Source organism: Mycobacterium sp. (assembly GCF_049673265.1).
Lineage (GTDB): Bacteria > Actinomycetota > Actinomycetes > Mycobacteriales > Mycobacteriaceae > Mycobacterium.
In genome coordinates, this window is the sequence record NZ_JBATXN010000476.1 from 1 (window position 1) to 12,336 (window position 12,336).

Annotated in this window: 8 protein-coding genes and 3 pseudogenes; 4 read left to right on the forward strand and 7 right to left on the reverse strand. The window is 65.6% G+C overall.

Annotated features, from left to right (window positions below; all coding sequences use genetic code 11):
- Together WBF82_RS16440 and WBF82_RS16445 are read left to right on the forward strand one after the other, a co-directional pair.
- Nucleotides 1–2,351, forward strand: a 2,351-nt coding sequence (locus WBF82_RS16440) for a RelA/SpoT family protein (protein WP_424384041.1), incomplete at its 5' end; no start/stop codon positions are given.
- A 38-nt stretch (nucleotides 2,352–2,389) separates the two neighbouring features.
- Nucleotides 2,390–3,358, forward strand: coding sequence for an NAD-dependent epimerase/dehydratase family protein (locus tag WBF82_RS16445; RefSeq protein WP_424384047.1), 969 nt, complete (start codon nucleotides 2,390–2,392; stop codon nucleotides 3,356–3,358).
- Here the strand turns inward: WBF82_RS16445 and WBF82_RS16450 are convergent.
- The 3 genes and pseudogenes from WBF82_RS16450 to WBF82_RS16460 form a co-directional block, all read right to left on the reverse strand.
- A pseudogene (locus tag WBF82_RS16450) lies at nucleotides 3,355–4,152 on the reverse strand (peptidylprolyl isomerase); the annotation flags it as partial. The gene WBF82_RS16445 and the pseudogene WBF82_RS16450 sit on opposite strands and share 4 nt — an antisense overlap.
- 201 nt (nucleotides 4,153–4,353) lie before the next feature.
- Nucleotides 4,354–5,100, reverse strand: a pseudogene (locus WBF82_RS16455) (serine/threonine-protein kinase); the annotation flags it as partial.
- 42 nt (nucleotides 5,101–5,142) lie between these two features.
- Nucleotides 5,143–6,024 carry a peptidylprolyl isomerase gene (locus tag WBF82_RS16460; RefSeq protein ID WP_424384042.1) on the reverse strand — a complete coding sequence of 294 codons (882 nt, stop codon included), beginning with the start codon at nucleotides 6,022–6,024 and terminating at the stop codon, nucleotides 5,143–5,145.
- 111 nt (nucleotides 6,025–6,135) lie between these two features.
- Here WBF82_RS16460 and WBF82_RS16465 point away from each other — a divergent pair, with 111 nt between their 5' ends.
- Nucleotides 6,136–6,816: an MBL fold metallo-hydrolase gene (locus tag WBF82_RS16465; RefSeq protein WP_424384048.1), complete on the forward strand. Its 681-nt coding sequence runs from the start codon at nucleotides 6,136–6,138 to the stop codon at nucleotides 6,814–6,816.
- Nucleotides 6,813–8,087, forward strand: coding sequence for a histidine--tRNA ligase (gene hisS, locus WBF82_RS16470; RefSeq protein WP_424384043.1), 1,275 nt, complete (start codon nucleotides 6,813–6,815; stop codon nucleotides 8,085–8,087). The genes WBF82_RS16465 and hisS overlap by 4 nt, the downstream gene beginning before the upstream one ends.
- Before the next feature lies 1 nt (nucleotide 8,088).
- Here hisS and WBF82_RS16475 read toward each other — a convergent pair whose 3' ends face one another.
- The 4 genes and pseudogenes from WBF82_RS16475 to WBF82_RS16490 form a co-directional block, all read right to left on the reverse strand.
- Nucleotides 8,089–8,601 (reverse strand): DUF302 domain-containing protein, encoded by a 513-nt coding sequence (locus tag WBF82_RS16475; protein ID WP_424384044.1) that lies wholly within the window; start codon nucleotides 8,599–8,601, stop codon nucleotides 8,089–8,091.
- Nucleotides 8,602–8,701: 100 nt separating this feature from the next.
- On the reverse strand, nucleotides 8,702–9,928 hold the full coding sequence (locus WBF82_RS16480; RefSeq protein ID WP_424384045.1) for an acyl-CoA dehydrogenase family protein: 1,227 nt from the start codon (nucleotides 9,926–9,928) through the stop codon (nucleotides 8,702–8,704).
- 91 nt (nucleotides 9,929–10,019) lie between these two features.
- Nucleotides 10,020–12,149, reverse strand: coding sequence for a cellulase family glycosylhydrolase (locus tag WBF82_RS16485; protein WP_424384046.1), 2,130 nt, complete (start codon nucleotides 12,147–12,149; stop codon nucleotides 10,020–10,022).
- A gap of 96 nt (nucleotides 12,150–12,245) precedes the next feature.
- Nucleotides 12,246–12,336 (reverse strand): annotated as a pseudogene (locus tag WBF82_RS16490) (SDR family mycofactocin-dependent oxidoreductase); the annotation flags it as partial.

Below are 12,336 nucleotides of genomic sequence, written 5' to 3' on the forward strand. Positions count from 1 at the left end.
ACAAAGGCACGGCGGTTCAGCCGCCTACCGAACCGCTGCAGGTCGCCGACATTCCGCCGGCGCCCGAGCCCTCGATAAGTGTCAAGACACCGACCAGCGCGTCGCGCCGGGTTCGGGCCCGGTTGGCGCGGCCAATGACGGCCCAGCGCAGCGCGCTCAGCCCGGTGCTCGAACCACTGGTGGCGGTGCACCGCCAGATCTACCCGAAGGCCGACCTGTTGCTGTTGCAGCGGGCCTACGAGGTCGCCGAAGAGCGGCACGCCACCCAACTGCGGCACTCGGGAGACCCGTACATCACCCACCCGCTGGCCGTGGCCAACATCCTCGCCGAGTTGGGCATGGACACCACCACGCTGGTGGCCGCGCTGCTGCATGACACCGTCGAGGACACCGGCTACACGCTGGATGCGCTTTCCAACGAGTTCGGCGAAGAGGTCGGCCATCTGGTCGACGGGGTGACCAAGTTGGACCGGGTGGTGCTGGGCAGCGCCGCCGAGGGCGAGACGATCCGTAAGATGATCATCGCGATGGCCCGCGATCCGCGGGTGCTGGTGATCAAGGTTGCCGACCGGCTGCACAATATGCGCACGATGCGCTTCCTGCCACCGGAGAAGCAGGCCCGCAAGGCCCGCGAAACGCTGGAAGTCATTGCGCCGCTGGCACATCGGCTGGGAATGGCAACCGTCAAATGGGAACTGGAGGATCTCTCGTTCGCGATCCTGCATCCCAAGAAGTACGAGGAGATCGTCCGGCTGGTCGCCGGCCGTGCGCCGTCGCGCGACACCTATCTCGCCAAGGTGCGCGCCGAGATCGTCGCCACCCTCACCGCGTCGAAGATCAACGCCGTGGTCGAGGGACGGCCCAAGCACTATTGGTCGATCTACCAGAAGATGATCGTCAGGGGCCGCGACTTCGACGACATCCACGACCTGGTCGGCATCCGCATCCTGTGCGACGAGGTCCGGGACTGTTATGCCGCAGTGGGAGTGGTGCATTCGCTGTGGCAGCCGATGGCCGGCCGGTTCAAGGACTACATCGCTCAGCCGCGTTACGGGGTGTACCAGTCGCTGCACACCACCGTCGTCGGCCCGGAGGGCAAGCCGCTGGAAGTGCAGATCCGCACCCGCGATATGCACCGCACCGCCGAATACGGCATCGCGGCGCACTGGGTATACAAAGAGGCCAAGGGCCGCAACGGGGTTCCGCATGCTCTTGCTGCAGCCGAAATCGACGACATGGCGTGGATGCGTCAGCTGCTCGACTGGCAGCGAGAGGCCGCCGACCCCGGTGAATTCCTGGAGTCGCTGCGTTACGACCTTGCGGTACAAGAGATTTTCGTGTTCACCCCGAAAGGTGATGTGATCACGCTGCCCAACGGGTCGACGCCGGTGGACTTCGCCTACGCCGTGCACACCGAGGTGGGGCACCGATGCATCGGCGCTCGGGTGAACGGCCGGCTGGTGGCGCTGGAACGCAAGCTGGAAAACGGTGAAGTCGTCGAGGTTTTCACGTCCAAGGCGCCCAACGCCGGGCCGTCGCGGGATTGGCAGCAGTTCGTGGTGTCGCCGCGCGCCAAAGCCAAGATCCGCCAGTGGTTCGCCAAGGAGCGTCGCGAGGAGGCGCTGGAGACCGGCAAAGAAGCAATCACCCGCGAAGTTCGCCGCGGCGGACTTCCGTTGCAGCGCTTGGTCAACGGCGGGTCGATGGCGGCGGTGGCCAACGAGCTGCACTACGCGGACGTATCGGCGCTCTACACCGCGGTCGGCGAGGGTCATGTCTCGGCCAAGCACGTCGTACAGCGGCTGGTTGCCGAGCTCGGCGGTATCGACCAGGCCGAAGAGGATCTCGCTGAACGGTCCACCCCGGCGACCATGCCGCGGCGCCCGCGCAGCACCGACGATGTCGGGGTGTCGGTCCCCGGCGCCGCGGGCGTGTTGACCAAGCTGGCCAAGTGCTGCACGCCGGTGCCCGGCGATCAGATCATGGGGTTCGTCACCCGCGGTGGCGGAGTCAGCGTGCACCGCACCGACTGCACCAATGCCGCGTCGCTGCAGCAGCAGGCCGAGCGCATCATCGAGGTGCTCTGGGCGCCGTCGCCGTCGTCGGTGTTCTTGGTGGCCATCCAGGTCGAGGCGCTCGACCGGCACCGGCTGTTGTCGGACGTCACCCGGGTGCTGGCCGACGAGAAAGTCAACATCCTCTCCGCGTCGGTGACCACCTCGGGTGATCGGGTGGCGATCAGCCGGTTCACGTTCGAGATGGGCGACCCCAAGCATCTGGGACATCTGCTGGATGTGGTCCGCAATGTCGAAGGTGTCTACGACGTCTATCGCGTGACGTCTGCGGCGTAGGCGACCTGGCAATCGTGTCACCGCAGCGGGCTCTGGTGATGGGGGCCAGCGGCAATGTGGGCGCTTGTGTTACCCGCCGGCTGGTGTCTAGCGGTGCTGATGTCCGGGTGCTGCTACGAAAGACCAGCTCCACCAAGGGAATCGACGTGCTCGACGTCGAGCGGTATTACGGCGATCTTTCTGACGCGGAGCAACTGGCCGCGGCTTTGTCCGATCGCGACGTCGTCTATTACTGCATCGTGGACACCAGGGCCGAGCTGAGAGACCCCGCACCGTTGTTCGAGACCAACGTCAACGGCCTGCGCAAGGTACTCGACGTGGCGGTAACCGCGAACCTGCAACGGTTCGTTTTCCTGAGCACCATCGGCGCCATCGCCATTGGTCGCGACGGTGAAACCGTCGACGAGGACACGCCTTTCAATTGGGCGGACCAAGCCGGCAGCTACATCGACTCACGACGTAAGGCCGAGCAACTGGTGTTGTGCTATGTCGCAGATCACGGGCTTCCTGCAGTCATAGCCAATGTGTCGAATCCATACGGGCCGCCCGATTGGCAGCCGCGCCAAGGGATGTTGGTGCAGCTGGCCGCGCTCGGGAAGCTGCCGTTTTACATCCGCGGGGTCGGGTCTGAAGTGGTCGGGATCGACGACGCCGCCGACGCATTGCTGTTGGCCGCCGAGCGGGGACGAATTGGCCAGCGCTACATCATCTCTGAGCGTTACATGACGCACCGAGAATTGGTCACGATCGCCGCGAAGGCCGTCGGTGCGCGACCACCGCGACTGGGTCTGCCGATGGCAGCGGTGCATGCGTTCGCCCACCTCTCGGATGCTGCGGGATGGCTGCTGCGCCGCGACTTCGCGCTCAGCAGGCAAAGCGCCCGGCTTGCCGAGCTGACCTCGCCGGCCAGCCACGATAAGGCGACCCGAGAACTCGGCTGGTATCCGCGGCCCACCGAAGAGTTCATCGCCCGGGCCGCACAAGCCTATGTAGATAGGGCGCGTTAGCGCAGCCGAGCCGATGTGATGGTGACTTCGGTTGCGGGCGTACCGTCGTCGCCACCGCCGGCGACGCCGGCCGCGGCGATCTTGTCCAGCGTCGCCAGGCCGCTGGCGTCGATGGTGCCGAATACGGTGTATGCCGGCGGCAACTGCGAGTTGCGGTAGACCATGAAAAACTGGCTGCCGTTGGTGTTCGGTCCGGCGTTGGCCATCGCCAGCGTGCCGCGCGGATACATCACCGGCTTCTTCAGCGCGGGATCGCGGGCCGGGTACTGATCGGCCGGGTATTCGTCGGCGAACTGGTAGCCCGGGCCTCCGGTACCGTCGCCTCTCGCGTCACCACACTGCAATACCGACAGACCCGGCGAGGTGGTGAGCCGGTGGCACTGAGTGTCGTCGAAGAACTTCTGCTGCACCAGGCTGACGAAACTGTGCACAGTGCAAGGCGATTCGTTGTTCGCGAGTTGCAGGCCGATCTTGCCGCGGTTGGTGACGATGTTCACGCCGACCTTAGCGGGATGGGTCGAAACTTCGCCGGCGTCGGGCGGGTTCACCGGCTTGCTGGCGGAGTCGGTTGACGCCGGGTACTCGCAGTCGGCACCCAAACCGGCGGAGGGGACAAACGGCGGAAGCTGCCCCGCCGACGGTTTGACCGAGGTGGTCGCCGTGGTGCTGCTCGTGGTGGACGTGCTGGTCGGGGCGGCGGACGTCGTCGCTGTGCCGCCGCGGTCCGAGGAGGTCGTGGCGCTGATGATCACCAGCGCGATCACCCCGAACAGCGCCACCCCCGCTGCGACCATTGCGCCCAGGAGGGCCAGGGTGTGGCTGTTCTCGGATTCGTCGACCTGATCCGGCCGCGGTGCAGCGGTCGAATGGCCGGGTGCGGGCTGGGAACGGCCCGATGGCTTCGGACTCAGCGGGCTCGGCGGTGGACTGAAGCGGTTGTCCAACGCTGCTCGTGCGGCTTCGGCCAACTGCGGAGCTGTCTGGTAGCGCGCCTGGGGGCTTTTGGCCATAGCCGCGGCGATCACGGCGTTGAATGCCGGCGCTATGCCGGGGGAGGACGTCGAGGGTCGCGGCGGTGGGGCGGTCACGTGCCCAGCGTGCTGCTCTTCGAAGGTGTCTCCGGGATACGGCTGTTGTCCGGTCAGGCATTTGTGTAGCACGCAGGCCAGCGAATAGATGTCAGCGCGGGAATCGCCTGCGCTACTGAATCTTTCGGGCGCCATGTAGGCGCCGGGCACATGGCCCATGCTGGCTCCGGCAATATCTGCGGCGTTGCGCGCTATCCCAAAGTCTGTCAGGTAGACGAAATCTCGCGGTGCGACCAAAATATTCGACGGCTTGACGTCGCCGTGGACGAGCCCCGCTCGGTGCGCGCTATCAAGGGCCGCGGCGACTTGCTCGACGATCGTGACCGCGCGGGCAGGAAGTATTCGGCCGCCCTCGTTTCTGATCAGGCGACCGAGGTTGGTGCCCTCGATCAACCCCATGTCCACATACAGCCGGCCGTCGATCTCGCCATAGTTGTGGATCGGCACCACGTGGCGGTTATCGAGGCCGGCGGCTGCGGCTACGTCGCGGTTGAACTGGTCGAGGAACTCTGAATTCTCGCCCATTTCCGCCGCGAGCACCTTGAGGGCAACTACCTGGTTGGTGACGGTGTCGTTGGCTCGGAAGACTCTTCCCGTTGTGCCACGGCCGATTAGGTCGAGAAGCTGGTAGCGCCCGAATGTCGTCACCTGCACAAAGGGTTCTCCTGTCAGCTGCCGAGGGCTCCGAAGATTCGATCAGTCCAGCCGCACTGATTTGATCGTGACTGGGGTGGCTGGTTGGCCGTCCTGACCGCCGCCGGCGACGCCGCCTTTGGCGATTTTGTCCAGGGTGGCCAGCCCGTCTTGTTGAATCTTGCCGAACACGGTGTATTCCGGTGGCAGCTGGGTGTCCTTGTACACCATGAAGAACTGGCTGCCGTTGGTGTTCGGTCCGGCGTTGGCCATCGCCAGCGTGCCGCGCGGGTAGATCACCGGTTCGTGGGCCGTAGGGTCGTCAGGCGTGTACAGGTTGGACGGATACTCGTTGGCGAACTGATAGCCCGGGCCGCCGGTGCCGTCAGCGGTCGGGTCGCCGCACTGCACCACCGCCGAGGTCGGCGAGGCGGTGAGCCGGTGGCATCGGGTGTTGTCGAAGAATTTCTGCTGCGCCAGGCTAACGAAACTGTTGACAGTGCAAGGTGATTCGTTGTTAGCGAGCAACAAGCCGACCGGGCCCTGGTCGGTCATCATGCTGACACTGACCTGAGCGGGGTCGGTGGGCACTTTGCCCTGCCGCGGCGGCTTCACCGGCTTGCTGGCCGGTTCCGCCGAAGGCACGTACTGGCAGTTGGCGCCGAGGTTGGCGACTGGTTTGAACGGTGGCAGCGGCGGAATGTCCGACGGCGAGCCCGCGGCGGCGCTGGCCGTCGTGCTCGCGCTGGCCGAAGCCTGCGTGTTCTTGTGCTCGTGGTTGGTGTAGAAGACGGTGAACACCACCGCGGCGACCACGACCACTGCCGCAACCGGCGCCCCGACGATCACCAGCATCCGACGACGACGGGCCTGCTGTGCGCGCCGTTCCAGCTGCCGTTCGAGTTTGCGTCTGGCCGTCGCACGTCGCTGTTCGTTGGTCGGCACCGCCGATATCCCTCCGTGGTTGTGTGCTGAGTCAGCAAAGAGTGTGCCAGTTGACGCTGGATAGGGGTGGCGCGGCCCATGCCGGGCGTGGGAGATGGGAAACTGGAGATCGTGTTAATCACCGGATTTCCCGCTGGGTTGCTGCAGTGCAACTGCTACGTGCTGGCGCCCCACCCCGGAGCCGACGCCATCATCGTCGACCCGGGCCAGCGTGCGATGGGCCAGCTGCGCCGCGTCCTGGACAAGAATCGGCTGACTCCCGCGGCGGTCCTGCTCACCCACGGCCACATCGACCACATCTGGTCAGCGCAGAAGGTGTCCGACACCTTCGGCTGCCCCGCCTACATCCACCCCGAGGACCGGTTCATGCTGACCGACCCGATCAAGGACTTCGGGCCGAAGCTGGGCCAGCTGCTGTTCGCCGCGATCTTCCGCGAGCCCAAACAGGTCATCGAGCTGGACCGCGACGGCGACAAGATCGATCTCGCCGGGATCAGCGTCACCGTCGACCACACGCCCGGCCACACCCGCGGATCGGTGGTCTTCCGAGTCACGAACGCTCAGGACGACAAAGACGACAACGACGTCGCGTTCACCGGCGACACGCTGTTCGAGCGCTCGGTGGGCCGGACCGACCTGTTCGGCGGCAGCGGTCGCGACCTGATTCGCTCGATCGTCGACAAGTTGTTGGTCCTCGACGACAAAACCGTGGTGCTTCCTGGACACGGCAATGCCACCACCATCGGCGCGGAACGGCGGTTCAACCCGTTCCTCGAAGGTCTGAGCTCGTGAGCCAGTCGACGCCGTTTTCCGGGCCCAAGGGTGTACCGGATTACGTCCCGCCGGATTCGGCGACATTCGTCGCAGTGCGGTCGGGCCTGCTCGACGCCGCCCGCCGGGCCGGCTACAGCGACATCGAGCTTCCCATCTTCGAGGACACCGCACTGTTCGCCCGCGGCGTGGGCGAGTCCACCGACGTGGTCACCAAGGAGATGTACACCTTCGCCGACCGCGGCGGCCGCTCGGTGACGCTGCGGCCGGAGGGCACCGCCTGCGTGGTGCGCGCGGTGATCCAGAACGGCCTGGACCGCGGCGCGCTGCCGGTCAAACTGTGTTACGCGGGCCCGTTCTTCCGCTACGAGCGGCCTCAGGCCGGCCGCTACCGCCAGATGCAGCAGGTCGGTGTGGAGGCGATCGGTGTCGACGACCCCGCGCTGGATGCCGAGGTGATCGCCGTCGCCGACGCCGGATTCCGCTCGTTGGGCCTTGATGGGTTCCGGCTGGAAATCACCTCGCTCGGCGACAACACCTGCCGTCCGCAGTATCGGGAAATACTGCAGGACTTCTTATTTCAGCTTGACCTTGACGAGGAAACGCGCAAGCGCGCCGAGATCAATCCGCTGCGGGTGCTCGATGACAAGCGTCCGGAAGTCAAGGCGATGACGGCCGACGCTCCGGTGATGCTCGACCACCTCTCCGATGTGGCCAAGCAGCACTTCGAGACTGTGCTGGCGCATCTCGACGCGCTGGGCGTGCCCTACGTCATCAACCCGCGGATGGTCCGCGGATTGGACTACTACACCAAGACCACCTTCGAGTTCGTGCACGACGGGCTGGGCGCGCAATCCGGCATCGGCGGGGGTGGCCGCTACGACGGTCTGATGCGTGAACTCGGCGGACAGGACTTATCGGGTATCGGGTTCGGTATCGGCGTCGACCGCACCATGTTGGCGCTGCGCGCCGAGGGCAAAGAGCTCGGCCGCTCTACCCGGTGCGACGTGTTCGGAGCGCCACTGGGCGAGCAGGCCAAGCTGCGGCTGGCTGTGTTGGCCGGGCAGCTGCGAGCCGCCGGGGTGCGGGTGGATCTGGCGTACGGCGGGCGCGGCATCAAGGCCTCGATGCGCGCCGCCGACCGATCCGGCGCGCGGCTGGCGCTGGTCGCCGGTGATCGCGACATCGAAGCCGGAACCATCGGCGTGAAGGATCTGAGCACCGGCGATCAAGTCGATGTGGCAACGGATTCCGTTGTTGCCGAGGTACTTTCGCGGCTGGGCGCGGTTTGAGCTAGGCAGCCGCCGCGACTTTTGCGGCTAACGCGGCAAGCTTCTCGTCCAGCGCCAGTGCGGCCGCCTGCAGCGGCGGGTTGTCGTCGACGACCATCAGCGACGACGGCTTGAGGTAGGTCAGGCTGCTTCGGTTGTGGTCTTCTTCCAGCAGCAGCAGTTCCACGGGTGCGAACAGCCCGGCCGTCAGGTCGTGCCGAAGCATCGTGATCGAGATCAGCGGATTGCCGAGGATGGCACGCAGCGCTTTGCGGTTGATTCCGGCCGTCTCGAGCCACCCGCTGTGATGAATGAGGTGCATCAGCATGAACTCGCTGGAACCGAGCTGGCGGGTGATCTCGGTGGCGAACGATTCCCAGTCGTGAAAGTAAGCGCCGGGAAGATCGCTGATCGACTCGGGCCTTTCGCCGACCTCCGCGAGTAATGCGGCCACGACCTGTTCGTAGGTCTTGTCGCTGTCGATGCGTATCCGAACGCCGTCGAATCGGGTTTCCCGAGGATCAAGAGATGACACGGTCGCTCTCCTCGCTAGGCGTGTGATCGGCAAGCAGGCTTAACAATTCGCGCACGATTCTACGAGCAGTTCCTCCTCGCGGAGGCGACGGGCGAACTGCTCAGGAACGGCCGTGCTTGACCTGGTTAAACGCCACCCCGCGATCGGCGGCGTATTCGCGCGGAAAGCCCAGTACCCGCTCGCCAATCACGTTGCGGGCCATCTCTGTGGTGCCGCCGCCCAGCGCCGCGGTTTGACGGGATAGGTAGCGCTCGCCGACGAAGAGCAGGTCTTCGTGCCCACCCACGACGCCGACACTGGCGGCGATCGCCAGCGCGGTATCGACCTCGAGGGCAACCTCCTCGGCCTGGAAAAGCCGGATCAGCGAGCCGGCGGTCGAGGGGAGTGAGCCGTCCAGCACGCCGCGGTAGACGTGTTCGATCAACTGCTCCCACACCGCGCGGTGGGTCAGCGCGTGGCCGGCCGCTTCGCGTACGCGTTCGTTGCCTGAAAGCCCGGCCGCCTGCAGCAGCGCGGGGTAATCGGGTGGCTGTTCCTGGTTGTTCTCGCTGCCGCTGCCGCTGGCGAATTCGGAGCCGCCGCCGACCGCGCGCCGCTCGTGATACAGCTGGCGCGAGGCCACCTCCCAGCCCTTGCCGACCTCGCCGACCACCGCGTCGTCGCGCAGTTCCAGGTCGTCGAAGAACTCCTCGCAAAACTCCGTGGATCCATTGACCTGCTTGATCCGGCGCAGCGTGATGCCCGGGCTGTGCATGGGCACCAGAAACATCGTCAGACCGTCGTGCTTGGGCACATCCCAGTTCGTTCTGGCCAGCAGCAGTCCGTAGTCGGCGGCGAACGCGCCGGTGCTCCACGTCTTGGCGCCGTTGACCACCCACTTGTCGCCGCGTCGCTCGGCGCGGGTGATCACGCCCGCCAAATCGGAGCCGCCGCTAGGCTCCGAAAGCAGCTGAACGAGCACCTCGTCACCGCGCAGCGCGGCCGAAATGTGTTGCCGCTTCTGCTCTTCGGTGCCAGTGTCGAGGATCGTCGCGGCGCAGATAGTGAAAGTTGGGGTATTCAAGATCAGCGGCATCTCGTAGCACACGCTTTCGGCATCGAACGCCTTCTGATAGTCGATATCCAGCCCGAGCCCGCCGTATTCGGTGGGGAAGCAGATCCCGGCGAACCCGCCGTCATAGAGCCGGCGCTGCAATGTGCGGACGTGCTGCCAGGACGTCTCGTCGCCGCGGTCGGCGTACGGCGGATTTTGCGGGTCGATGTGCGGCATGGAGTCGGCGAGCCAGGTGCGGGCCCGCTCGGCGAACGCCGCCACCGGCTCGGTCATGACGACAGCTCGCGTGAATGCATCTAACGTCTCCGGAGAGTCACATTGGCCTCAAACGGTAATGACGTTACCACCTGGTCAGTGACAGGGCTTACCCCGCGGCGGCGCCGCCGACAGTAGCGGCGCTCACCACGACGCTGACCGTGCTTGCGCCGTTGTCCGACGCGATGACCAATTCGGGGGCGTCGGGCGCCGAGACAACATGTCCTCCGGTGACGGCCACGTCATAGCCGTTGGGGAACTCGACGGACGGCACCGCGATCGTGGTCTCCGAGCCGGCCGGGAAGCTGCCCATACCGTCGGCCTCGGCGGTGGAGTAGCTGAAGTCGAAGGTGCCGTTCTCAAAAAAGTACGAAGTCGGGGTGCCCGAGATCAGCTGCGGATAAGGCTCGGCGAGCGTCTCCAGGTTGGCGGTGTTGACGTTGGTGCCGGTCGGTGGCAGCTCCGGGTTGAACACCAGCGACTCGGAGTCCGGCGGCGACGCGGAGGTGGTGATGTCGCCTTGGCCGCTGTAGGCCCACTCGGTCCAACCGATCAGACGCAGGTCGGCGCCCTGCAGCGGCGCCAAGATTTGGGACTGGGTGCTGGTGGCCCCGAACTCGGTCATGAACGCCGGGATACCGTGTGCCTGCGCGTACGCCTCGGCATTTCCGACGACGGCGCTGACGCTCGGCAAGCAACCCAGCGGCCCGAGGTCGAACTCGCAGTAGTCGTGGAAAGACAAAACGGTGTTCGTGGCGTTCACCGTACCCAGATCGGTGGGCAGGCTCGCGTTGGATAAAACGTTGGGTTCGAAGAAAATCGGTGTGGTCGGATCGACGGCCCGGATCGCATCGGCTCCCTGGTTGTAGAACGGCGTCAGCTGCTGACTGTCGAAGTACGGGCTGCCAAACAGGGTCGAGAAGAATGTCGACCCGCCCGGCGATGGTTCATTGATGAGCTCGAACCCGGCCACGTTGGAGTTGCCGTTGAAGGCATTGGCGACGTACTCCAACATTTGCGCGTAATTGTTCTCCAGACCAACACCATTCGGTGCGTCAGCGTTAGTCCAGAACGCATCCCAGGCGTGCTGCTCCGCGGGGTTGAAGAAGATGTTGAGCGGGAAGCTCGTTGGCGAGTTGGGCAGCCCGCCGTCCTGCACCGCCCACGCCGGCGCGCCTTCGCCGCCGAATTCGGTGCTGTATGCGTCCTGATGGAAATCGAGGATGCTGTGGATGCCGTGGTTGCCCAGGGTCTGCACGGTCTGCTCGATCGAGTTGAGGTAGGCGGTGTCGAAGACGCCGGGTTGGGGCTCGAGGTCAGCCCAGATGACGCCCAGCCGCACGGCGTTAAAGCCGTTGGCGGCCAAGAACGCTGCGTCGTCGTCGCTGAACCCGCTGGCGCTGGGCTCACCGGGCGGAATCTTGTACACCTCGTTGAGCCCGTGCAATATGACGACCTGTCCGTCGCTGTTGGTCAGCCAGCTGCCGGTCGTTCCGATGGCGTCGGATCCGGAGGTTGCGCCGGCGGCGTGGTCGCCGACCATGCCGTGCAGGCCCAACGCGCCGGCGTTGCCGCCGGCCCCACCAAGAGCGGGCAAACCATCGGGGGTGCTGCCGTCGCCGGCATTACCCCCGTCGCCGCCGTTGCCTAGGACCGATCCGCCCGCACCACCGTCGCCACCGGCGGCGCCGGCGCCGCCGTCGCCACCGGCCCCGCCGTCGCCGACCATCCCTGCATCGCCGCCATGACCGCCTGCAACGCCGGCCTCGGTGCTGTCCCAGCCGGCCCCGCCGTCGCCGAACAACGCACCGGCAGCGCCACCGTCGGGGTCAGCCAGCGTCCCGGGTGTGCCGTCGCCGATCAGAAATGTCCCGGCCGCCGAGTTGATGAACCCGTCGACCTGCTCACCGACGCTGCTGTTGATCCAACTCTCAATGGCGGCGTGAGTCGGGGCGTAGATGAACTGGTTGAACAGCTCGGCGGAGTCGGGAGCCGCAGCCGCAGTGGCCGCGGTCGCCGCGCTTTCCGCGGCGAACGTCGGATCCAAGCTCGTCGCCAACGTGCTCACCTCGGTGGCCAGTCCGGGGTCGATACTGGATAGCGAGTTGAGGATGGGCTCGAGGATCAGCTCGAACTCGTCGGCGTGAGCGGGCGGCGCGGTGACCAACGGTGACATGCCGAAGGCGAAGAATGCTCCCGCGGTCGCGACAACTACCTCGATGCTGCGGTGACGCGCCATTGGACCCTTCCTAAGACACACGTGGGATATGAGTCGGGCGCGCTTCAACCTAACAAATTACTGATAAACAATCTAGATTTTGCTGAGTAGCGCGGGCTAGATCTTCAAATACCCTTTGTCGGCGGGGATTTGAGCCGCCGTGACCAGCGATGAGGCATCGCCGGCCAGCCACACCACGATGTCGGAG